Source organism: Bradyrhizobium sp. CB1015 (assembly GCF_025200925.1).
Lineage (GTDB): Bacteria > Pseudomonadota > Alphaproteobacteria > Rhizobiales > Xanthobacteraceae > Bradyrhizobium.
In genome coordinates, this window is the sequence record NZ_CP104174.1 from 5,956,370 (window position 1) to 5,978,497 (window position 22,128).

At 64.9% G+C, this 22,128-nt stretch carries 18 protein-coding genes and 1 tRNA gene; 12 read left to right on the forward strand and 7 right to left on the reverse strand.

Annotated features, from left to right (window positions below; all coding sequences use genetic code 11):
* Window positions 1–29: 29 nt before the first annotated feature.
* Window positions 30–118: transfer RNA gene (locus N2604_RS27895), tRNA-Leu, on the forward strand.
* 271 nt (window positions 119–389) lie between these two features.
* On the forward strand, window positions 390–1,862 hold the full coding sequence (locus N2604_RS27900) for a hypothetical protein (RefSeq protein WP_311739669.1): 1,473 nt from the start codon (window positions 390–392) through the stop codon (window positions 1,860–1,862).
* 2 nt (window positions 1,863–1,864) lie between these two features.
* Here N2604_RS27900 and N2604_RS27905 read toward each other — a convergent pair whose 3' ends face one another.
* Window positions 1,865–3,169, reverse strand: a complete 1,305-nt coding sequence (locus tag N2604_RS27905; RefSeq protein ID WP_260376320.1) for a hypothetical protein — start codon at window positions 3,167–3,169, stop codon at window positions 1,865–1,867.
* 380 nt (window positions 3,170–3,549) lie between these two features.
* On the opposite strand from N2604_RS27905, the gene N2604_RS27910 reads away from it, so the two are divergent.
* Window positions 3,550–4,797 (forward strand): multidrug effflux MFS transporter, encoded by a 1,248-nt coding sequence (locus tag N2604_RS27910; protein WP_260371288.1) that lies wholly within the window; start codon window positions 3,550–3,552, stop codon window positions 4,795–4,797.
* Between the two features lie 247 nt (window positions 4,798–5,044).
* Here the strand turns inward: N2604_RS27910 and N2604_RS27915 are convergent, their stop codons facing one another.
* The gene (locus tag N2604_RS27915; RefSeq protein ID WP_260371289.1) at window positions 5,045–5,179 is read right to left on the reverse strand and encodes a hypothetical protein; all 135 of its coding nucleotides are present in this window, start codon (window positions 5,177–5,179) and stop codon (window positions 5,045–5,047) included.
* Between the two features lie 133 nt (window positions 5,180–5,312).
* The gene (locus tag N2604_RS27920; protein WP_260371290.1) at window positions 5,313–6,923 is read right to left on the reverse strand and encodes an ABC transporter substrate-binding protein; all 1,611 of its coding nucleotides are present in this window, start codon (window positions 6,921–6,923) and stop codon (window positions 5,313–5,315) included.
* A gap of 268 nt (window positions 6,924–7,191) precedes the next feature.
* On the opposite strand from N2604_RS27920, the gene N2604_RS27925 reads away from it, so the two are divergent.
* From N2604_RS27925 to N2604_RS27960, 8 genes are all read left to right on the forward strand, one after another.
* Window positions 7,192–8,322, forward strand: coding sequence for a M20/M25/M40 family metallo-hydrolase (locus N2604_RS27925; protein WP_260371291.1), 1,131 nt, complete (start codon window positions 7,192–7,194; stop codon window positions 8,320–8,322).
* 247 nt (window positions 8,323–8,569) lie between these two features.
* Window positions 8,570–9,511 carry an ABC transporter permease gene (locus N2604_RS27930; protein WP_260371292.1) on the forward strand — a complete coding sequence of 314 codons (942 nt, stop codon included), beginning with the start codon at window positions 8,570–8,572 and terminating at the stop codon, window positions 9,509–9,511.
* 18 nt (window positions 9,512–9,529) lie between these two features.
* A complete protein-coding gene (locus tag N2604_RS27935; protein ID WP_260371293.1) occupies window positions 9,530–10,417 on the forward strand; it encodes an ABC transporter permease in 888 nt (295 codons plus the stop codon).
* 106 nt (window positions 10,418–10,523) lie between these two features.
* Entirely contained in the window at window positions 10,524–12,170 is a 1,647-nt protein-coding gene (locus N2604_RS27940; protein ID WP_260371294.1) for an ABC transporter ATP-binding protein, read from the forward strand.
* Between the two features lie 250 nt (window positions 12,171–12,420).
* Window positions 12,421–13,926: a M81 family metallopeptidase gene (locus N2604_RS27945; RefSeq protein WP_260371295.1), complete on the forward strand. Its 1,506-nt coding sequence runs from the start codon at window positions 12,421–12,423 to the stop codon at window positions 13,924–13,926.
* 14 nt (window positions 13,927–13,940) lie between these two features.
* Window positions 13,941–15,113 (forward strand): M20 aminoacylase family protein, encoded by a 1,173-nt coding sequence (locus N2604_RS27950; protein WP_260371296.1) that lies wholly within the window; start codon window positions 13,941–13,943, stop codon window positions 15,111–15,113.
* Window positions 15,106–16,524 carry an amidase gene (locus tag N2604_RS27955; protein ID WP_260371297.1) on the forward strand — a complete coding sequence of 473 codons (1,419 nt, stop codon included), beginning with the start codon at window positions 15,106–15,108 and terminating at the stop codon, window positions 16,522–16,524. Before N2604_RS27950 ends, N2604_RS27955 begins: the two co-directional genes overlap by 8 nt.
* 292 nt (window positions 16,525–16,816) lie before the next feature.
* Window positions 16,817–17,707 carry a crotonase/enoyl-CoA hydratase family protein gene (locus tag N2604_RS27960; RefSeq protein ID WP_260371298.1) on the forward strand — a complete coding sequence of 297 codons (891 nt, stop codon included), beginning with the start codon at window positions 16,817–16,819 and terminating at the stop codon, window positions 17,705–17,707.
* A 139-nt stretch (window positions 17,708–17,846) separates the two neighbouring features.
* On the opposite strand, the gene N2604_RS27965 is transcribed toward N2604_RS27960, so the two are convergent.
* From N2604_RS27965 to N2604_RS27975, 3 genes are all read right to left on the reverse strand, one after another.
* On the reverse strand, window positions 17,847–18,824 hold the full coding sequence (locus N2604_RS27965; RefSeq protein WP_260371299.1) for an NADPH:quinone oxidoreductase family protein: 978 nt from the start codon (window positions 18,822–18,824) through the stop codon (window positions 17,847–17,849).
* A complete protein-coding gene (locus tag N2604_RS27970) occupies window positions 18,824–19,432 on the reverse strand; it encodes a 2-hydroxychromene-2-carboxylate isomerase (RefSeq protein ID WP_260371300.1) in 609 nt (202 codons plus the stop codon). The genes N2604_RS27965 and N2604_RS27970 overlap by 1 nt, the downstream gene beginning before the upstream one ends.
* 134 nt (window positions 19,433–19,566) lie before the next feature.
* Window positions 19,567–20,268 carry a glutathione S-transferase N-terminal domain-containing protein gene (locus tag N2604_RS27975; RefSeq protein WP_260376321.1) on the reverse strand — a complete coding sequence of 234 codons (702 nt, stop codon included), beginning with the start codon at window positions 20,266–20,268 and terminating at the stop codon, window positions 19,567–19,569.
* 132 nt (window positions 20,269–20,400) lie between these two features.
* Here N2604_RS27975 and N2604_RS27980 point away from each other — a divergent pair, with 132 nt between their 5' ends.
* Window positions 20,401–21,423 (forward strand): methionine synthase, encoded by a 1,023-nt coding sequence (locus tag N2604_RS27980; protein ID WP_260371301.1) that lies wholly within the window; start codon window positions 20,401–20,403, stop codon window positions 21,421–21,423.
* 19 nt (window positions 21,424–21,442) lie between these two features.
* On the opposite strand, the gene N2604_RS27985 is transcribed toward N2604_RS27980, so the two are convergent.
* A complete protein-coding gene (locus tag N2604_RS27985) occupies window positions 21,443–22,105 on the reverse strand; it encodes a hypothetical protein (protein ID WP_260371302.1) in 663 nt (220 codons plus the stop codon).
* Window positions 22,106–22,128 lie beyond the last annotated feature (23 nt).

Sequence of the window (22,128 nt, forward strand, 5' to 3'; positions counted from 1 at the left end):
GACTTAAGTGTTTGATCTCGTTGGATCAAGCGGGCATGGCGGAATTGGTAGACGCAAGGGACTTAAAATCCCTCGGTGCGCAAGCGCTGTGCCGGTTCGACCCCGGCTGCCCGCACCACCTGAGCTGATCTTCGCGCAGCCGCCGCCTCCGCTGGGACACCCGCAGCCATGACGCCCACCGAGCCTGCAATCGCTCGTTTACCAAGCTCGTCTTCCGCCTGCGGAACCTGCACGGCACGACGGGCCTTTACTCCACCTTAGATCGTCTTCCGTTAAAGCGAGCGATGTCTGCCCGTCGATGCAGACCCGGGACATGCAGGGGCCTGGAGCGGTTGGCTTCGATGGTGAGAGCTCCTATGGACGCGCGCGAGGATTGGTCCCGGTCCAGGATGGGCGAAGCACAAGGGGAGTCCGGACCTTACCTGCATAGGGTCGGGGTCTACGTCTTCCTGATCGCCTTCACGGCCGTGTTTTACCTGACGAACGGACCGCTGCTGCTCGGCCATTATGATCTGGGTTGGCACCTCGCCGCCGGAGACCTGATCAGGCAGCGCGGCGAAGTCCCCCTGCAGGATCCATGGGCGTTCACCGTCGGCGACCAGCGATGGTACAATCTGTCCTGGCTCTGGGACGTCATGGCCAGCCTGCTGTACCAGCACACGGGCTTTGCCGGGATCGTCCTCATGGTCCTCGCCTGCGGCGCGGTGATCGCCGGCTATCTCACCTTCTGCGGTCTGAGCAGCGGCGCCTCCGCCCCGGCGGTCTGCATCGCGGTGTTCGCCGCCTGCCTGCTCTATCCCTGCTACGAAGCCGCGCCCAACATATATCTGGCGGCATCGCCGAACATCGCGACCATGCTGTTCGCGATCGTCTTCTATGGGGAATGCCTGCGGCGGCGGCGATGGTACCTGTTGCCGCCGATGATGATCGTCTGGGTCAATCTGCATGGCGGCTTCATGCTCGCCTTTCCGATTCTCGGCGTCTTCGCTGGTCTGGCTTTGCTGCGGCGAGACTGGACAGGCTTGCGCAATCACTGCCTGGCGGGCGTGGGGTGCTTCATCGCGATCTTCGTCAATCCGCTGGGATGGCACGTCTATGACGGCGTGAGGGCGACGCTCGGTCATTTCGTTCAGGCCGATATCGGTGAATGGCGGTCCTACTTTCACAACATGGAGCTGCCGGGAAGCCTTCCCGGCAGCGCCTATGCCCTGACGTTTATTGCTCTGGAGCTGCGATATCGAAGCGCCGCGCACGCTCCCCTCGAGGCACGCGTGCTTGCCTGGCTTTTTCTGTTTCTCGGTCTTTATCAGTTCAGATACACCGCGTTCTTCTTCATCTTCGCGAGCGTCCCGATGGCGCTTCACATCGACCGGCTGCTGCCGAAGCGCCTTTCGAGCTTCGAGGTCCAGCGCGCGATGCTGGCGGCTGGCGTCGTCGGTGTGCTGTTGCTGCCGTTCACGTTCATGCAGGTGAGACCCGCGCTGGCATTGCCCGATATGCTTTCCGATGAGGATGCCCGCCATATCGAGGCGCACACCTCGCGCGGGCACCTGCTGAACCACTGGAATCTCGGTGGGCTCCTGATCTTCAGAACGCAGGGATCGGTCCCCGTCTTCGTCGACGGCCGGGCGGCGACCGCCTACCCCGACGAATTGCTGCGCGACTATCTAAGGCTGGTCCGGTGGGACATCGACGCGGCCACCTGGGACAAGGTGACCAGCAGTTACAGGATTGATGCGGTGCTCTGGATCAGAGCACATGACCAGCTGCGGCACTTCCTGGTCGGCGAGCGGGGCTGGAAAGAGGAATATACCGGCGCCTATGTCAGCCTCTACACCCGGCAAGAGGCCGCTCCGAGATGAGATCAGGTCCGGGGCTCGCGCCAGGATGCCGGCTCGCCTGAAGGTCCGAGCGGCAGCAGCAGCCAGAAGCAGACCAGCGCGATCGTCAGCTGGCCGAAGCCGCCGCTGAATACGCCCGAGAGCGAGGCCAAATTCGGGATGGTGATCGCGACCGTCAGCACGGCCGCGACCAGGACGGCCGGCAGATCGACGACGAGAATTGCGGCGTAGAGCGCCACATCGAAGAAGGCATATTCCTTCAGTCTCGGCGCGCAGAGATAGAGCGCGTACATCCCGAGCACGGTGATGCGCGTCGCGACGTCGGGATGGTCGACCAGCCAGTCGTCGAGCATCTGAAGCGGCGAAGCCTTGCGAGCCGGGCGTCCGACCCCGACCGTGCGCCACACCGCGATCGCGAGCGGCGCGAGCACCAGTGCGATGGCGGTCAGACCATAGAGGGCGACGACGACCGGCCTGCTGCCGGCGAGCCCAATGCCTTCCGCAAGCATGAGCGCGAGGACGAACAACGATGGATTGAGCTCGTTCCCCGGCCAATGCTGTCCGGGGATCTGGCCGGAGATCGCACTCAGCCAGCTCTTGAACAGATCCGGATAGACCACCAGCGAAACCAGGATCGGCAGGACGAACATGCCGGCCGTGACGGCGATCAGGACCAGCTTGCGTCCTCTTGGCTGCGGCAGGAAATACAGTGCAGCGAGAACCGGGAAGAACACCAGCTTGAACGAGGTGACAAGGCCGAGCACAGCCGCGCCGGCGAGTTGCGTTGCCAGGCCCATGCCGCGCCAGGACTGGCCGGGATGCAACAGCAAGGCGAGCGACGCAGCCGTCAACAGGCCGCTCAGGATCGCAAAATTCCCGGTCGCGAGGATCCATTCAAAGCCGAGGAAACCACCAAAGGCGAACAGGCCCTGCAGCGCGACATCCCCCAAGCCGCGCCGGTTCTTGCCGAGACCGGGCAGCAGCAGCGCAGAGATCAGCGCGAGAGCAAGATAGATCGGCTTGTAGTGCGCGACGAGAAAGCCGCCTGCGCAAACCGGCCGGAAGGCATCGAGGGTCACCGGAAGATAGGGATAGGAGAACTTGGCGCCCTTCAGGTTCTTGACGAAGTAGGGATCGAGCCCTTCGGCATGCGCTTCGACCGCCGCGCAATTGACCCGGACGTCCCAGCCATAATCCAGCTCGAGCGAAGCATCGTTGGCGAGATTACCGAGCACCAGCAGCGCCGTCAGCGAGATCAGGCAGGCAAGCCAGGCGTTGCGCCTGCCAGCACTGACCGCAGGCGCCAACCATCGTGCTGCACCGGACATGTCGGACACGGGCGATACCCTGCTTGGCTTGGCTTCTCTCGGCGCCGTTGCGGCAGCCGGTCCGGCCACAATGGACAGAACGTGTTGCCGATTCATCTCCCCGGCGCGTTGTGCGCGATCTTATGGTGAATCCCCGGTTGCCGGCCGACCCGCCAGGCGGGAACTCGTTGCCTGCCGCGAGGCGCCGCGATCTCGCCTGTGTCGACGCCGCAGGACAATTGGCGCTCGGCCTGATCGAGCGGGCTGGCAACGGAAGCTGATCGAGCCAGCCCTCACCTGTTTTTGACCGCTCCTGCCCCGCCTGCCAGCCATCCCGAAACATGGGTTGTGCAACGCAGCACGAAGGTTAGATAAGTCGCTCGATTGCAGGGGTAAGCTTCTTGTCCGACGTCAATGCCGACGGTTGGGTGTCCTCGGGACACCGCCCGATGGGTTTTCCGGAATTCGTCATCGTGATCGCGTCCATCATGGCGCTGAATCCGCTTGCGATGGACATGATGCTGCCGGCGCTGCCCAATATCGGCGCCGCCTTCAAGATTCCCGTCGAGAACCATCTGCAACTGGTGCTGTCGACCTTCCTGATCGGCTTTGGCGCCGGCCAGTTCGTCATGGGTCCCCTGTCGGACCGTTTCGGCCGCCGGCCGGTGCTGCTCGGCGGCATGGCGGTCTATGCGGTGGCGAGCGTGCTGGCGGTCGCCGCGCCCTCGTTCGAGACGCTGCTGCTGGCGCGTGCGCTCCAGGGGCTCGGCACCTCGGCGACGCGCGTGATCGCGACCTCCATCGTGCGCGATTGCTATGTCGGCCGCCGCATGGCGAGCGTGATGTCGCTCGCGATGATGGTGTTCATCGCGGTGCCCGTGGTCGCCCCCTCGTTCGGACAGACGGTGCTGCTGGTGACGGCGTGGCGCGGCATCTTCGTGGTGCTGATGCTCTACGGCCTGCTCGCACTTGCATGGTGCGTGCTGCGACTGCCTGAAACCCTCCCCCAGTCCGAGCGCCGATCGCTGGCGCCGGCCGACGTGCTCTCGGCGTTCCGGCAGACCGTGACCCATCGCCAGACCATCGGCTATGCCACCGCCGCCGGCAGCGTCATCGGCGCGCTGTTCGCCTATGTCTTCTGCGCCCAGCAGGTCTTCACCGGCATTTATCATCTCGGTCATTACTTCCCGCTCGCATTCGCCGCGATCGCCGCCGGCACCGCCATCGCCGGCTTCCTCAATGCGAGGCTGGTCGGCCGGCTCGGCATGCGCGTCATCTCGCACGGCGCGCTGACGCTCTACACCGCGGTCGCCGGCGTCATGTTGCTGGCCGAAATCCTCGGTGTGTTGCCGCTGTCCCTGTTCATGGTGCTCTCTTCCCTCATGATGTTCTCGTTCGGCATGATGGTCGCGAACTTCACCGCGCTCGCGATGGAGCCGCAGGGCCACATCGCCGGCACCGCCTCGTCGCTGTACGGCTCGATCACGACGCTGATCGGGATCGTGGCCGGCATGGCGATCGGGCAGAGCTTCGACGGCACGCTGCTGCCGTTCTCGATCGGCTTCTTCCTGTCCACCCTCGCCGCTCTCGCGATCGTGCTGGTGGTCGAGAAGGGACGGCTGTTCAGGCCGCACCATCGTCCGGTCTGAGGAACCAGGAGGCAGCCTCGATGTTGTCCTGCAGCAATTCTAGAGGATGCTGCAATGGAACTGGAACATCGCGAAGAGCACGCAGAGGCCAGGCTTCACAATACGGAGCCGTCTGAACCGCCAGCCGAGCAAGTCACGTTCACCGCGCCTCTTGCGAGTGAGGGGCTCGAGCAGGTGCGCGACAGCCATTGTTGAGCTCCCGCCGAAAGCACGATGCGATGAGGATGACTAGTCATCGCGCTTCAGGCTATTGTTTGAGCATGTCCATTCGGAAAACCGCTACACTTTTCCGGATCATGTTCCAACCGGTTTCTCGCCGGCTGGCGCTGAAATCATCCGCAGCGCTCGTCGCCGGCCTTTCTTGCGGCAGCGCCATCAGCACGATCACCTCGCGAGACACACCAAGCCGGCCCGCATAGCGAGGCCGCACGGTGAACTTCGCAGCCGAAAAGACAACGGCGCCGCTGATCAGCGGCGCCGCCTTTTTGTCCGAGGTCGCGAAGGATATCCCCGGCTTACTCCGACTTGTCGACGTTCCAGAACAGCGGCGTCGCCGGACCGTCGAGCACGCCGGTCAGCGATTTGCGCCAGCCGCTCGGCAGCAGATACTGCCCGAGCGGGATGTAGATCACCTGCTCATAGGCTTCCTTCTGGATCTCGGCGGCGATCTTCTTCTGCTCGTCGGGCGAGGAAGCGCGCACGAACGCGTCCTTGAGCTGCTCGATCTTGGGAGCATCCGCCCAACCGAACCAGCCGCCCTTCTTACCCTGGCCGCCGATCGAAAGGTTGGCGATCGGGTTGGACACGTCGGGCGCGACCCAGTTGGTGAAGAACATGTTCCAGCCGCCCTCCTTCGGCGGCTTCTGGCTGGCGCGGCGGCTCACCACGGTCTGCCAGTCGGTCGCCTGCAGGTCGACCTTGAAGCCGGCCTCGCGCAGCAGCTGGGCCGCAACGATCGGCTGCGCCTTCAGCGTCGTGACATCGCCGGGGGCCATGATCACGATCGGCGTGCCGTCATAGCCGGACTCGGCGAGCGCCTTCTTGGCTTCCGCCATGCCGTTGCCCTTCACCAGCGTCTCGGCGCCGACCTCGGTCGCGAACGGCGTGTCGCAAATGAAGAACGCGCCGCAGATCTTCTGATACTTCGCGTTGCCGACCAGCGCATCGAGCACGTCCTTCTGGTTCATGGCCAGAAGAGCGGCGCGCCGCACTTTCACGTTGTCGAACGGCGGATAGAGGAAGTTCATCCGGCCGAGCGTCTGGTAACCGAACTTGTTCAGGACCTCGATCTTGAGCTCCTTGTTCGCTTCCAGCACCGGCAGCATGTCGTAGGGAAGATTTTCCATGAAGTCGATGTCGCCCGACTGCAGCGCGTTCACCGCGGTCTGCGCGTCCGGCATGGTGATCCACTCGACGCGGTCGACCTTCGCCACCTTGCCGCCGGAGGTCCAGCTCGCAGGCTCCTTGCGCGGCACGTAATCGGTGTTCTTGACATAGACCGCCTTCACGCCGGGCTGGAATTCGCCCTGCACGAACTTGAAGGGGCCCGAGCCGATCTGCTCCGGAATCTGCTTGTCCGCCGGCGTCTCCGCAAGGCGCTTCGGCATCATGAAGGCCACGCGCGAGGACGGCTTGCCGATGGAATCGAGGACGAGGCCGTAGGGCTCCTTCAGTTTCAGCGTGATGGTCTTGGCGTCGGTCGCCTCGATGCTCGCGGTAAAGTCCATGAGCTTCTGGCCCATGCCGTCGACCGCAGCCCAGCGCTTGAGCGAAGCGAGGCAATCTTCCGCCGTCACGGGCGTGCCGTCATGCCACTTCAGGCCGTCGCGCAGCGTGAAGGTGTAGGTGAGCTTGTCGTCGGAGATCTTCCAGTCGGCCATCTGCGGCTGAATCTTGAAGCTCGAATCCGGCGCCACCAGCGTGTCGTAAACCATGTAGCCATGGTCGCGCGTGATGTAAGCGGTGGTGAAGATCGGGTCGATGATGCGCAAATCCGAGTGCATCACCGCGGTGAGGGTCTTGCCGGCCGCGAGCACTGGCGAAGCCAGCGCGGTCGAAAGCGCGACGACCGACAGCGCAAGTGTGGAGGCGAACGCGCGAGGCCCCCGGCGCATGAAGTGGAACATAGAAAGTTCTCCTGACGTGAAACTGTTCAAAGGCAGGTTATTGATTGAGCATGAAGTCCGTTCGTTGGGCGAACTAACCTCATGCAATGCCTTTATCTTTTCGAGACTTGCAGACAGTGCCGAGCGCGTCAATCCGGTTTCGTTGCAAGCCCTTACGGCGCATGCACGGGCTCCACAGGGATCGGTTTGGCTCTACAACACCTTCCGCTTGTCCTGACCACGCCGATGCAATGCGCGTTCCATCTTTCCAAGATCGAGAGACATTGAGATGAATCCTGCCAATCTCCCCTTTGATTCCGAAGCAATGCTCGAGGGCCTGCGCGGCTGGGTCGAATGCGAAAGCCCGACCTGGGATGCAGGCGCCGTGGACCGCATGCTGGATATCGCGGCGCGGGATATGGCGATCATGGGTGCGACGATCGAACGCATCGCCGGCCGCCAGGGTTTTGGCGGCGTCGTCCGCGCGCGCTTTCCCCACCCGAAGCAGGGCGAGCCGGGCATCCTGATCGCCGGCCACATGGACACCGTCCACCCGGTCGGCACCATCGAGAAGCTGAAATGGCGGCGCGAGGGCAACAAATGCTATGGCCCCGGCATCTACGACATGAAGGGCGGCAATTATCTCTCGCTGGAAGCGATCCGGCAGCTGGCACGCGCGTCGTTCACGACGCCGCTGCCGATCACCGTGCTGTTCACGCCGGACGAGGAAGTCGGCACACCCTCGACGCGCGACATCATCGAGGCTGAGGCCGCGCGCAACAAGTACGTGCTGGTGCCGGAGCCCGGCCGCGCGGACAACGGCGTCACGACCGGACGTTACGCCATCGCACGCTTCAACCTCGAGGCGACGGGCCGGCCGAGCCACGCCGGCGCCACGCTGGCGGCGGGACGCTCGGCGATCCGCGAGATGGCGCGGCAGATTCTCAGCATCGACGCCATGACGACGGAGGACTGCACCTTCTCGGTCGGCGTCGTGCATGGCGGCCAGTGGGTCAATTGCGTTGCCACCTCCGCGACAGGCGAAGCGCTGTCGATGGCAAAGCGCCAGGCCGATCTCGATCGCGGTGTCGAGCGGATGCTGGCGCTGTCCGGCACCAGCAACGATGTCACCTTCAAGGTCACGCGCGGCGTGACGCGGCCGGTGTGGGAGCCGGATGCCGGCACCATGGCGCTGTATGAGAAGGCGCGCGGCATCGCCAAGTCTCTTGGCATGGAACTGCCGCATGCAAGCTCCGGCGGCGGCTCCGACGGCAACTTCACCGGCGCGATGGGAATCCCGACGCTCGACGGCCTCGGCGTGCGCGGCGGCAATGCCCACACGCTCGAGGAGTATATCGAAGTCGAGAGTCTCGTTGAGCGTGGTCGGCTGATGGCGGGGCTGCTGGCGACGCTTGAGTGACGGCGCAGCCGTCATTCCGGAAGGGTCCGAAGGACCAGACCCGGAATCTCGAGATTCTCAGGTGCGCAATTTGCGCACCATAGTTCGCGTCTTCGACGCGCCGAGGCCTATGCTTCTCCCCAAATCAGCTGACCGCACTGCAAAAACTGTGGCCCTCGTGGCACGGGAATTGCTGAAATGTTAGGCTGGTGGCAGAACTGACCTCTCGCCGCTGCCGCCGATTTGACTCTAAACTGACGGATCCACCTTGCTCGGATATCTCCTTCGCCGAATTCTCGCCGCCGTGCCCGTGATGGGCGTGGTGGCGCTGTTCGTGTTCCTCCTGCTCCGCCTCACCCCCGGCGATCCCGCCGCGATCCTCGCTGGCGACAACGCGACGCCGGAACGGCTCGAGCGCATCCGCGAGTCGCTCGGTCTCAACGAGCCGCTGATCGTGCAGTTCATCACCTGGGTGAACAAGCTGCTGCATGGCGACCTCGGAACCTCGCTGATCTCCAACCTGCCGGTGATGAAGATGATCGGCCAGCGCGTCGAGCCGTCGATCTCGATCGCGCTGTGCACCATCATCCTCGCCGTCATCGTCGCAGTTCCCCTGGGGGTGATCGCGGCGTGGAAGCACGGCACCTGGATCGACCGCTTCGTGATGGCTCTGTCCGTGCTCGGCTTCTCGGTGCCGGTGTTCGTGGTCGGCTATGTCCTGATCGAGGTCTTCGCGATCGAGTTGCGGTGGGTGCCGGTGCAGGGCTTCCGCAGCATCTTCAACGGCTTCGGTCCGTTCTTCGAGCGCATGATCCTGCCGACCTGCGCGCTGTCCTTCATCTACATCGCACTGATCGCGCGCATGACGCGTGCGGCGATGCTGGACGTGCTCGGCGAGGATTACGTGCGAACGGCGCGCGCAAAGGGCATCAACGAGGTCGCGGTGATGATGCGCCATGCGCTGCGCAACGCCGCCGTGCCCGTGATCACCGTGATCGGCACCGGCTTTGCGCTCTTGATCTCCGGCGTCGTGGTCACCGAGAGCGTGTTCAACATCCCCGGCATCGGCCGCCTCACCGTCGATGCGGTGCTGGCGCGCGACTATCCCGTGATCCAGGCGATGATCCTGCTGACGTCGCTGATCTACGTCGTCGTCAATCTTCTCATCGACGTCGCCTACACCCTGCTCGATCCCCGGATCCGGTACTGAGGCAAGGACAAGAACAAAATGTCGGTCGATACCCTTCCCCAGTCGTCCATTCCGATCACGTCGCCGCTGCGGCCGCGTTTCGGGTTCCTCACCTCGACGCCGATCATCGCCACCGCGACGGTCCTGCTCGCCCTGATCGTGGTGATCTCGATCCTGGCGCCGCTGATCGCGCCGCATGATCCGGTCCAGCTCGCGCCGTCGCAGCGATTGAAGCCGGCCTCGGCGCAATTCCTGCTCGGCACCGACGCCTACGGGCGCGACCTGCTGTCGCGCGTGATCTATGGCGGCCGCATCTCGCTCTTGATCGGCATCGGCTCGGCGATCCTGTCGATCGCCATCGGCCTTGCGATCGGCCTCGTCTCCGGCTTCTTCAAGCTGGTCGATTCCGTGATGATGCGCGTCATGGACGGCCTGATGGCGATGCCGAGCATCCTGCTCGCGATTGCCGTGGTGTCGCTCTCCGGCGCCAGCCTCTGGACCGTGCTGATCGCGATCACGATCCCCGAGATTCCGCGCGTGGCACGCCTGGTCCGCTCGGTCGTGCTGTCGGCGCGCGAGGAGCCTTACGTCGAGGCCGCGATCTCGGTCGGCTCGAGCCTGCCGAAGATCATGTGGCGCCACCTGATGCCGAACACGATCGCGCCGTTGATCGTCCAGGGCACCTATATCTGCGCCAGCGCCATCCTGACCGAGGCCATCCTCTCCTTCCTCGGCGCCGGCATCTCGCCGGAGACTCCGACCTGGGGCAACATCATGGCCGAGGGCCGCCAGTACTTCCAGATCAAGCCGTCGCTGATCTTCTGGCCGGGCCTGTTGCTCTCCATCGCCATCCTCAGCATCAACCTGATCGGCGACGCCGCCCGCGACGCCCTCGATCCGCGCATGAAGCAGCGGGAGGGCAAGTGAAATCCTTTACTCCGTCGTTCCGGGGCGGTGCGAAGCACCGAACCCGGAACCTCGAGGTTCCGGGTTCGCGCTTCCGCGCGCCCCGGAACGACGCTGGAGAATTTGCATGACCAACACCATCCTCGACATCAACAATCTCGTCGTCTCCATCGGCAAGAAGCCGAAAGGCGCGAACATCATCGACGGCATCTCGATCCAGGTGCGTGAGCGCGAGACGCTGTGCCTCGTCGGCGAAAGCGGCTCGGGCAAGTCGGTGACCTCGCTCACCACGATGGGCCTGTTGCCGAAGGGCACGCTGGTGCCGACCGCCGGCAGCGTGAAGCTGGTCGGCGAGGAGCTGCTCACCGCCACCGACCGCCGCCTGCGCCAGCTGCGCGCGACCAAGATGGCGATGATCTTCCAGGAGCCGATGACCGCGCTCAATCCGGTGGTGCCGGTCGGCCGCCAGATCGACGAGGTGCTGCGCGCCCACACCAGTCTGGACGCGAAGGCGCGCAGGAAGCGCATCCTCGACATGATGGAGCAGGTCCGCCTGCCCCAGGTCGAGCGCATCTTCGCCTCCTACCCTCACCGCCTCTCCGGCGGCCAGCGCCAGCGCATCATGATCGCGATGGCGCTGGTGCTGGAGCCGAAGCTCCTCATTGCCGACGAGCCGACCACCGCGCTCGACGTCACCACGCAAAAGCAGATCCTGACCCTGATCCGCGACCTCCAGCGCGATCACGGCACGGCCGTGCTGTTCATCACCCACGACATGGGCGTGGTGGCGGAGATCGCCGACCGCGTCGCGGTGATGCGCCAGGGCCGTCTGGTCGAGACCGGCCCGCTCGAGACCGTGCTGCGCAATCCGACCATGGAATACACCCGCAACCTGCTCGCCTCGGTGCCGAGCCTGGTGCCGCGGGCGCCGCGCGAGGAGACCCGCGAGCCCGTGGTGCTGGAGGCCAACGAGCTCAGCAAGGTCTACAAGGAGCGCGCCTTCTTCGGCAAAGGCCGTGAGGTCGTCGCTGCCGACAAGGTCACCTTGACGCTGCGCAAGGGCCGCACGCTCGGCATCGTCGGTGAAAGCGGCTCGGGCAAGTCGACGGTGGCGCGCTGCATCGTGCGCCTGATCGATCCGACCTCCGGCGGCGTGCGCCTAGCCGGCCGCGAGATCGCCGACATCTCGCGCCGCCTGCTGCAGCCGCACCGGCAGAAGATCCAGATCGTGTTCCAGGATCCCTACCGCTCGCTCAACCCACGCGTCACCGTCGGCGAGAGCATCGCGGAAGGCCCGATCAATTACGGCACTTCGCATGCCGATGCGATGAAGCGCGCGCGAGAGCTGCTCGAGCTGGTCGGCCTGCCGGCCGATGCGGTGTCGCGTTATCCGCACCAATTCTCCGGCGGCCAGCGCCAGCGCATCGCGATCGCCCGGGCGCTCGCGCTCGATCCCGACGTGCTGGTCGCGGACGAGGCAGTCTCCGCGCTCGACGTCTCGGTGCAGGCGCAGGTGCTGGAGCTGCTCGACGAGATCCAGAAGCGGCTCGGCATCGCCATCCTATTCATCACCCACGACTTGCGCGTCGCAGCCCAGATCTGCGACGAGGTCGTGGTGATGCAGCACGGCCGCGTCGTCGAACAGGGACCGGCCGCCGAAGTGCTGACGCATCCGCAGGAGGCCTACACCAAGGCCCTGCTGGATGCGGCGCCCGGACGCAACTGGGACTTCGCGAATTTCCGGCCGGTGGAAGGCGTGGGGGCGACGGCGTAGTCCTCTCCACTCGTCATTGCGAGCCACCGGGTCCGCGCGAAGCGCGGCCCGATGACAGGCTCCGCGAAGCAATCCAGAAATCCCTCCGCGGAAAGACTCTGGATTGCTTCGCTACGCTCGCAATGAGGTGTGCGCGGCACACATTCCCAAAACGGCTTGAGGCCATGCACGGCGCGATGGCCTCTCACCTTGCTCTCTCCTCGGAGCCAAGGCTAACGTCGCGCACTTTCCAACGCTGGACCTGAACTGAATGACACGCATCGCCGTCGGCGGCTTCCTGCACGAGACCAACACCTTCGCTCCGACCAAGGCGACCTTCGCCGATTTCCAGCATGGCGGCGGCTGGCCGGCGATGACCAGAGGTGCCGACGTCTTGAAGGTGATGCGGCGCATCAATGTCGGCCTCGCCGGTTTCGTCGACAGCGCTGAAGCGAACGGCTGGGAACTCGTGCCGACCATTGCCTGCGGCGCGAGCCCGTCGGCGCACGTCACCGAGGACGCCTTCGAACGCATCGTGAAGGTGATGGTCGACGGCATCGCCGCTGCCGGGCCGATTGACGCCGTCTATCTCGACCTGCACGGCGCCATGGTGACCGAGCATCTCGACGACGGCGAAGGCGAGATTCTGGCGCGCGTGCGCCGCGTCATCGGCAAGGATGTTCCGCTGGTCACCAGCCTCGACCTCCATGCCAACGTCACGCCGGAGATGATGGACCATGCCGATGCGCTGATCGCCTACCGTACCTATCCCCATGTCGACATGGCCGCTACCGGCCGCGCCTGCGCGGAGCACCTCGCGCTGCTGCTTCAGACGAAGCAGCACTTCGCCAAGGCATTCCGGCAATTGCCGTTCCTGATCCCGATCAGCTGGCAATGCACCAACGACCAGCCCACCAAAGGCATCTACGAAAAGCTCGCCGCCCTGGAGAGCGATGCCGTTCCGACCCTCTCCTTCGCGCCCGGCTTTCCCGCCGCCGATTTCCGCGACTGCGGCCCGAGCGTGTTCGCCTACGGAAAGACACAGGCAGACGCCGATCGTGCGGCCGACGCGCTTCTGAAGCTGATCGAAAGTCACGAGGACGATTTCGACGGCAAGATCTGGACGCCCGACGACGGCGTCCGCCACGCCATGGAACTTGCCAAGAGCGCCAGCAAGCCGATCATCATCGCCGACACCCAGGACAATCCCGGCGCCGGCGGCGACTCCGACACGACGGGCATGCTGCGCGCACTGGTACGCAACAAGGCGAGTGCGGCAACCGGCGCGATCTACGATCCGGAATCGGCCAGGGCCGTGCACACAGCCGGCGTCGGCGCCACCGTGACACTGTCGCTCGGCGGCAAGTCCGGCATCCCCGGCGACGCGCCCTATCGCGACACTTTCGTGGTCGAACAGCTCTCCGACGGCCGCTTCATCGCGCCCGGTCCGTATTACGGCGGCCGCGAGATGAAGATGGGCCCGTCCGCAGCCTTGCGCATCGGCGATGTCCGCATCGTCGTCTCCTCGCACAAGGCGCAGCTCGCCGACCAGGCGATGTACCGCTATGTCGGCATCGAGCCGACCGAACAGAAAATTTTGGTCAACAAGAGCTCGGTGCATTTCCGCGCCGATTTCGAGCCGATCGCCGAGAAACTGATGATCTGTGCCGCGCCCGGGGCGATGCCGGCCGACACCGCTTCGCTGCCCTGGACGCGCCTGCGGCCCGGCATCCGCATCAAGCCGAACGGCCCCGTTTTCAATCCACCTTCACGCTAACCGGACAGGACCACATGCCCACGATCGATCGCATCGACGGCTACGCCGACGAACTCACCGCCATCAGGCGCGACCTTCACGCCCATCCCGAGATCGGCTTCGAGGAAGTGCGCACCTCCGGCATCGTGGCCGACAAGCTGAAGAGCTGGGGCATCGAGGTGCATCGCGGCCTCGGCGGCACCGGCGTGATCGGCGTCATCAAAGGCAAAGGCTCGGGCAACAAGCGCATCGGCCTCCGCGCCGACATGGACGCGCTGCCGATGGAAGAGAACACCAATCTGAAGTGGAGCTCGAAGATCCCGGGCCGCTTCCACGGCTGCGGCCATGACGGCCACACCACCATGCTGCTCGGCACCGCGCGCTATCTCGCCGAGACTCGGAATTTCGACGGCACCGTGCACCTGATCTTCCAGCCGGCCGAGGAAGGCCTCGGCGGCGCCCGCGCCATGATCAAGGACGGCCTGTTCGAGAAGTTCCCCTGCGACGAGCTCTACGGCCTGCACAACGCGCCCGACCTCAACCATGGCGAGATCGCGATCCTGCCGGGGCCTGCGATGGCCGGCGCCGATTTCTTCGATCTCCGCATCACCGGCTACGGCGCGCATGGCGCGATGCCCGAGCGCTCCAAGGACGCTGTCGTCATCGCAACGACGCTGGCGCAGGCGATCCAGACCATCGTCAGCCGCAACGTCGACCCGCTGCAGGCCGCGGTCATCTCGATCACCCAGATCCATGCCGGCTCCGCCTACAACGTCATTCCGGGCGATGCGCATCTGTGCGGCACCATCCGCACCTTCTCCAATGAGATCCGCGCTCTGATCGCCGAGCGTATCCGCACCATCTGCGCCGGCATCGCGGCCGCGTATCAGTGCACGATCGAAGCCGACATCCGCGACACGTTCGGCGTCCTGGTCAACCAGGTCGAGCAGTCCAAGGTGGTCGAGGAGGTGGCGCGCACGATCGTCGATCCCGCCAACGTGATCACCCGCACCCAGCCGAAGATGGGCAGCGAGGATTTCGCCGACATGCTGCAGACGATTCCCGGCGCCTATTTCTGGGTCGGTCATGACGGCTCCGTCCCGGTGCACAATCCCGGCTTCGTGCTCGACGACAAGATCCTGCCGATCGGCGCCAGCATGTTCGCCCGCATCGTCGAGACGCGCATGCCGGTGGGTGGCAATGCATAAGATCGTCGAGGAAGCGGTCGCCTCGCTGCACGATCTGTCCGCGGTCGACCTGATCGCGGGCTATCGCGCCAAACAGTTCTCGCCGAGCGAGGTGCTGGAGGACGTGCTCGCGCACGTCGCGGCGTGGGAACCGCATCTGAAGGCGCTCTATGCGTTCGACCCCGACGGCGCGCGCGAGGCCGCCAAGGCCTCGACCGCGCGCTGGACCGGCGGCGAGCCGTCAGGCGCGCTCGACGGCGTGCCCGTGACGGTGAAGGACAACATCGCGACCAAGGGCGTGCCGGTGCCGCTGGGCGCCGCCAGCGTCAAGCTCGTGCCGGCGGAGAAGGATGCGCCACCCGCTGCGCGGCTGCGTGAGGCAGGCAGCATCATCTTCGCCAAGACCACCATGCCCGATTACGGCATGCTGTCCTCCGGACTCTCCTCGTTTCATGCGCTCGCGCGCAATCCCTGGGACCTCAGCAAGAATCCCGGCGGCTCCAGCGCGGGCGCAGGCGCCGCGGCTGCGGCCGGCTATGGCCCCTTGCATCTCGGCACCGATATCGGCGGCTCGGTCCGTCTGCCCGCCGGCTGGTGCGGCCTCGTCGGCCTGAAGCCGAGTTTTGGCCGCGTGCCAATCGACCCCACCTATGTCGGCCGCGTCGCGGGTCCCATGACCCGCACGGTCGATGATTGCGCGCTGATGATGAGCGCGATCGCAAAGCCCGACCGACGCGACGGCATGAGCCTGCCCGCCGAGCCGCTCAACTGGAAGGGACTGGAGAAATCTCCGCGCAAGCTGCGCATCGGCTTGATGCTCGATGCCGGCTGCGGCCTGGCGCTGGAGAAGCCCGTGCGCGAGGTCGCGGTGAAGGCCGCGAAGGCATTCGAGTCCGCAGGCAGCGTCGTCACCGAGGTCGATGGCATCCTCACGCGCGAGATGCTCGACGGCCTCGACAATTTCTGGCGCGCGCGGATGTGGGACGATCTGTCGAAGCTGACGCCGCCCGAGCAGGCCAAGGTGCTGCCTTATATCTTCAAGTGGGGCGAGTCCGGCGCGAAGCTCTCGGGTGTCGACGTCATCCGCGGCTTCAACCAGACCATGGCGATCCGCGCGGCTGCGGCGAAGCTCTTTTGCGAGCTCGACTATGTGATCTCGCCGACCGCGCCGAACGTGAACTTTCCGGCGGAATGGGCCTCGCCGACCAATGATCCCATGAAGCCGTTCGAGCACATCGCCTATACCGTGCCGTGGAATATGTCGGAGAACCCGGCAATCTCCCTCAACGGCGGCTTCGACGCCAAGGGTTTTCCCATCGGCGTGCAGATCGTCGGCCGCCGCTTCGACGACATCGGCGTGCTCGGCATGGCCAAGGCGTTTGAAGGCCTGCGTGGTCCGCAGCGGCCCTGGCCGAAGCCGCCGGCCAATTAATCGCACCATCGTCATTCCGGGTTGCGCCCTCTTGGCGCAAGCCCGGATGATCTGGGACAGGCAACCTGCGGAGCCTCTTGCTTACCCTCCCCTGGAGGGGGAGGGTCGGCTCATATTGAGCGCAGCGAAATATGAGACGGGGTGGGGTGACAGTCTCTCTGCCTCGAACAGTGCCCGAGAGGAGAGATCACCCCACCCCGCTCGCGCGGCGCGCGATCGACCCTCCCCCTCCAGGGGAGGGTAAGAGCCTCTGCCATCTGCGCAGCGACAAGAACCAAGGAAGGAAACCACCATGGCGTATGAGACGATCAAGTACGAGATCGCCGAGCAGATCCTCACCATCACGCTGAACCGGCCCGACAAGCTCAACGCCTTCAACGCGAAGATGCAAGGAGAGCTCATCGACGCGTTCGACGCCGCCGACAAGGATGACAATGTCCGCGCCATCATCGTCACCGGCGCCGGCCGTGGCTTTTGCGCGGGCGCCGATCTCTCGTCTGGCGCGGACACGTTCGACCGCGACGCGCGGCGCGGGCCGGTCAAGCGCTTTGCCGACGGCAAGGTCGACTATAGCGATCCGCAGGTGCGCGACGGCGGCGGCCAGGTCACCTTGCGCATCTTCAAATGCCTCAAGCCCGTGATCGCCGCGGTGAACGGCCCGGCCGTCGGCATCGGCGTCACCATGCAGCTCGCGATGGATATCCGCATCGCCTCGGAGGCCGCGCGCTTCGGCTTCGTGTTCTCCCAACGCGGCATCGTGCCCGAGGCGGCCTCGAGCTGGTTCCTGCCGCGCATCGTCGGCATCTCGCAGGCGCTGGAATGGTGCTATTCGGGCCGCGTCTTCCCGGCTCAGGAAGCCCTTGCCGGCCGCCTCGTCAGCAGGGTGGTCGCGCCGGACGACCTGCTGCCGACCGCCCGTGCGCTGGCAAAAGAGTTTTGCGCCAAGACGGCGCCGGTGTCGGTGGCGCTGATCCGCCAGATGATGTGGCGCATGATGGGTGCCGACGATCCCATGGAAGCCCACAAGGTCGACAGCCGCGGCATCTACGCCCGCGGCCGCTCGGACGATGTGAAGGAGGGCGTGGTGTCGTTCCTGGAGAAGCGTCCGGCGCAGTTCAAGAACAAGGTCTCGACGGACATGCCGGATTATTTCCCGTGGTGGACAGAGCGGGAGTATAAGTGACGCGAAGCGTCATCCCGGGGCGATGCGAAGCATCGAGCTATGGTGCGCACTTGCGCACCTGAGGATCTCGAGATTCTCAGGTGCGCAACTGCGCACCAGGGTTCGCCCTTCGGGCGCCCCGGAATGACGGCGGTAGAAACTAATCCATCACCAGCGCCACGCGTCCGATCGCCTTGCGATCGATCAGCAGCCGCATCGCCTTCGCGTAGTCTTCCAGCGGCAGGCGGTGCGAGACGTTGGGGCGCAGCTTGCCCTCCTCCGCCCATTGCAGCAGCGCCTTCAGGCGCACTTCGCCGAGCGCGGGATTCTTGCGCACCGCTTCGCCGGCGCGCACGCCGAGCACGCTGGCGCCCTTGATCAGCAAGAGATTGGTCTTGGCCGAGCCGATGCCGCCGGTGAAGCCGATCACCAAGAGCCGCGCGCCCCAGGCGATGCAGCGCATCGAATCTTCGAAGACCTGGCCACCGACGGGATCGAACACGACGTCGGCGCCGCGGCCGTCGGTGATGCGCTTGACGGCATCGCGAAACGGCTCGCGGTCGTAGCGGATGAGATGATCGGCGCCGCGCGATTTCGCGATCGCGAGCTTCTCGTCGCTGGAGGCGGTCGCGATCACGGTCGCACCCAGCATCTTGCCGATCTCGACGGCGGCAAGGCCGACGCCGCCGCCGGCGCCGTGGACCAGCAGCACCTCGCCCGGCGCGACCCGACCGCGATCGATCAACGCATGATAAGCCGTGCCATGGCCGGCGAGATAGGTCGCAGCCTCCGCATAGTCGAAGGTGGACGGCATGGGGGTGAGCTGCGACGGCGTCACCACCGCTTCATCCGTGAAGGCACCAAAGCGCATCTTGACGATGACCCTGTCGCCGACGGCAACGCCGCTTGCCTCCGGCCCCACCTCGGTGACGTCGCCGGCAGCTTCCACGCCCGGCGTGAACGGCAGCTCCGGCTTGAGCTGGTATTCGCCGGCGGCCATCAGCACGTCGGGAAAGTTCAGCCCGGCGGCGCGGATGGCGACGCGTACCTCGCCCGGCTTCAACGTGCGCGACGGAAATTCTTCCAGCAGCAAGCGCTCGGGCGCGCCGAGTTCGCGGCAGACGACGGCGCGCACCATCAGGCCGCGCTCGCCTTGCTGCGCTGAAGCGCTTCGCGAACCAGCGGCAGGCGGTCATTGCCGAAATACATGTCGGTCTTGTTCACGAAGATCGTCGGCGAGCCGAAGCCGCCGCGCGCCATCACCTCCTCGGTATTGGCCTTGAGCTGGTCCTTGATGCCCTGCTCGGCGATGCCAGCGAAAAACCTCTGCTCGTCGATGCCGACTTTCCTGCAGATCTCCGCGAGCACCGCGTCCTGCGAGATGTCCTTGTCCTCGCCCCAATAGGTCTCGAACACTGATGTCGCGAACGGCACCATGTCCTGACCGAGCCAGAGGCAGCCGCGCATCGCCTTGACGCTGTTCACCGGAAACACCGTCGGCGGCATCTTGATGGCAAGGCCCGCCGAACGAGCCCAGTCGGCAAGGTCCTTCTTCATGTAGCGCGCCTTCAGCGGCACCGGCTTCTCGCGCTGCGCGTAGACGCTCGGATTGACCGAATTGAAGATGCCGCCGACCAGGATGGGCCGCCAGGTGATGTCGGCCCCTAACTCCTTGGCGAGCGGCTGGATGTTGTGGAAGGCGAGATAGGTCCAGGGGCTGGAGCAGTCGAAGAAGAATTCGATCATGGGGGTTCCTTATGTCTTGTTTCTCTCGATCTCTCCCCCGTCATTGCGAGCGCAGCGAAGCAATCCAGAGTCTTTCCGCGGAACCAGTCTGGATTGCTTCGCTGCGCTCGCAATGACGAGGAGGGAGTGGAGGCCTATCTCTTTCCCAACACTTCCTTCGCACGCTGGCCGAACATGATCTTGCGTGATTCCTCGTCGAACGGCTCTTTCACGAATCTTCCGATCGCGAGCCCCGCCTGCACCTGCGGCCTGGCGCGGACCTCGGCATACCAGCGTTTCACATTCGGATAGTCGTCGAGCGTAAAACCTTGCGCCTTGTGCGTCATCGTCCACGGGAAACAGGCGATGTCGGCGATGGAATAGTCGCCGGCGACATAGGCGCCGGTCTTGGCCAATTGGCGGTCGAGCACGCCGTAGAGCCGCGCCGCCTCGTCGCGATAGCACTCGATCGCGTAAGGGATCTTCTCGACCGCATAGAGCGCGAAATGGCCGTGCTGGCCGAGCATCGGCCCAAGGCCCGCCATCTGCCACATCACCCACTGGATCGTGGTGGAGCGACCGCGCCAATCGGCTGGCAGGAAGCGGCCGGTCTTCTCCGCGAGATAGATCAGGATCGCGCCGGTCTCGAACGCGGAGAACGACGCTCCGCCATCAGCGGGTTCGTGATCGACGATCGCGGGAATCCGGTTGTTCGGAGAGATCGCCAAGAACTCAGGATTGAACTGCTCGCCGGCGCGGATATTCACGGGGATCACCTGATAGGGAAGCCCGAGTTCCTCCAGCATGATCGAGATTTTCCAGCCATTCGGCGTCGGCGCGTAATAGAGGTCGATCATGACCTTTTCCATTGCCCTTTCCTTGGACCTTCCCTGTCGCCGCTGCTGGAATGGAGAGCGACTTTCGTTGTTCTGTACCTCGACGTTAGGACATGGCAGGAAGGGGCGCAACAACCTGCCGGGAGGGCCGCCATGCTGTTTCCAACCACGATCGCCGGCTCCTTGCCGAAGCCGGAATGGCTCGCCGAGCCCAACATGCTCTGGGCGCCCTGGAAGTCCGGAGGGGGCGAGCTGCTCCGCGCCAAGCGCGATGCGACGCTGATCTGGCTGAAGCTCCAGGAGGACGCCGGCGTCGACATTGTCACCGAAGGCGAGCAGGCCCGGCAGCACTTCGTGCACGGTTTCCTGGAGAAGATCGAGGGCATCGATTTCGCCCACAAGGTCGAGATGGGCATCCGGAAAGATCGCTACAAGGCGATGGTGCCGCAGGTGGTCGCGCCGCTCCGGCTGAAGGGCCGCGTCCATGAGTTTGAAGCGCGCGTTGCGCGCACGCACACAAGGAAGCAGCTGAAATTCACCCTGCCCGGCCCGATGACCATCATCGACACCATTGCCGACCGCTATTATGGCGATCGGGTCAAGATGGCCTTTGCCTTCGCAGAGCTCTTGAACGAGGAAGCCAAGGCCTTGCAGGCCGATGGCGTCGATCTCGTGCAGTTCGACGAGCCCGCCTTCAACGTCTACATGGACGAGGTCAACGATTGGGGCATCAAGGCGCTGGAGCGCGCCGCACAAGGCCTCACCTGCGCCACCGCCGTGCACATCTGCTACGGCTACGGCATCAAGGCCAACACCGACTGGAAGGAGACGCTCGGCAGCCAGTGGCGGCAATACGAGCAGATCTTTCCGGCCATCGACGCAAGCCCAATCCAGCAGGTCGCGATCGAGTGCCGCAATTCCAAGGTGCCGCTCGACCTGCTCGCGCTGCTCAAGAACAAGACCGTGCAGGCCGGCGTGATCGACGTCGCCAGCGACACGGTGGAAACCGCCGAGGATGTCGTTCAGGTGATCGACGCAGTGTCGCAATTCGTGCCGAAGAGCAACATCATCGCCACCACCAATTGCGGCATGGCGCCGATGCGGCGCGAGATCGCGGAAGCCAAGCTGATGGCGCTCGGCGCCGGCGCGGCGCTGGCGCGCGAGCGGCTGAGGTGATCGCGAGGACATCGGCGCTTTAGCCCGACGCCGTCGGATGCAGCACCGGCCGATAGCCGGCCATGATGGCGCGCAGCGTGGAAGGCGGCGTCAACAGCATCGGGCGATCGATCACGCGTGCATGCGACGCGTAGCCGGCCGGCGACCACAGCAGCGCCTGTCCCTGCATCACCAGAAAGCTGTCTTCGCCCTGCTGCACCATCGCGCCGTCGGGCAGGTCTGCCAGCGGCATCGGGAGCGGGTGCAGTTGCTTGCGGCCGCGATCGAGACGCTGGCGATGCAGAACGGCATCCATCGCCTTGGCGCTGATGTCGCTCGCACCATTGCCCCTCTCCCACGCCGCGCGAAATCGTTTGGCGTCGTCGCGCCGGCAAAAGAAGCAGGGCCGGTGCCCTGCCGCGAAGGCGGTGGCCTCGTCGAGGAAGAACAGCTCGGTCCAGCTCCGCCGCGCCATCACCGGCCGCCGCCAGCCGCGGAATTCGCACAGGCATGTGATCCAGGCCGGCGTCGACCAGCGCTTCTTCAGCAGCGTCTTCGTCGCGGGATCGTGGATGATGCCGCGATTGCCGGTGAACAGGCCGCGGTGTGGCGTGGCGATGATGTCGCCGGTGGGGGTGACGCGGTTTTGCAGCGGGCGAGTAGCGAATGGCGAATTGCGAATGGGGGATTCCTTACTCGCCATTCGCCACTCGCCATTCGCCTTTG

What these genes read in the sequence shown, in the direction of transcription:
- N2604_RS27900 (WP_311739669.1), top strand. Translation starts at nt 390, where the DNA reads ATGGGCGAAGCACAAGGGGAGTCCGGACCTTACCTGCATAGGGTCGGG.
- N2604_RS27905 (WP_260376320.1), bottom strand. Translation starts at nt 3,169, where the DNA reads ATGTCCGGTGCAGCACGATGGTTGGCGCCTGCGGTCAGTGCTGGCAGG.
- N2604_RS27920 (WP_260371290.1), bottom strand. Translation starts at nt 6,923, where the DNA reads ATGTTCCACTTCATGCGCCGGGGGCCTCGCGCGTTCGCCTCCACACTT.
- N2604_RS27925 (WP_260371291.1), top strand. Translation starts at nt 7,192, where the DNA reads ATGAATCCTGCCAATCTCCCCTTTGATTCCGAAGCAATGCTCGAGGGC.
- N2604_RS27935 (WP_260371293.1), top strand. Translation starts at nt 9,530, where the DNA reads ATGTCGGTCGATACCCTTCCCCAGTCGTCCATTCCGATCACGTCGCCG.
- N2604_RS27940 (WP_260371294.1), top strand. Translation starts at nt 10,524, where the DNA reads ATGACCAACACCATCCTCGACATCAACAATCTCGTCGTCTCCATCGGC.
- N2604_RS27945 (WP_260371295.1), top strand. Translation starts at nt 12,421, where the DNA reads ATGACACGCATCGCCGTCGGCGGCTTCCTGCACGAGACCAACACCTTC.
- N2604_RS27950 (WP_260371296.1), top strand. Translation starts at nt 13,941, where the DNA reads ATGCCCACGATCGATCGCATCGACGGCTACGCCGACGAACTCACCGCC.
- N2604_RS27955 (WP_260371297.1), top strand. Translation starts at nt 15,106, where the DNA reads ATGCATAAGATCGTCGAGGAAGCGGTCGCCTCGCTGCACGATCTGTCC.
- N2604_RS27960 (WP_260371298.1), top strand. Translation starts at nt 16,817, where the DNA reads ATGGCGTATGAGACGATCAAGTACGAGATCGCCGAGCAGATCCTCACC.
- N2604_RS27965 (WP_260371299.1), bottom strand. Translation starts at nt 18,824, where the DNA reads ATGGTGCGCGCCGTCGTCTGCCGCGAACTCGGCGCGCCCGAGCGCTTG.
- N2604_RS27970 (WP_260371300.1), bottom strand. Translation starts at nt 19,432, where the DNA reads ATGATCGAATTCTTCTTCGACTGCTCCAGCCCCTGGACCTATCTCGCC.
- N2604_RS27975 (WP_260376321.1), bottom strand. Translation starts at nt 20,268, where the DNA reads ATGATCGACCTCTATTACGCGCCGACGCCGAATGGCTGGAAAATCTCG.
- N2604_RS27980 (WP_260371301.1), top strand. Translation starts at nt 20,401, where the DNA reads ATGCTGTTTCCAACCACGATCGCCGGCTCCTTGCCGAAGCCGGAATGG.
- N2604_RS27985 (WP_260371302.1), bottom strand. Translation starts at nt 22,105, where the DNA reads ATGGCGAGTAAGGAATCCCCCATTCGCAATTCGCCATTCGCTACTCGC.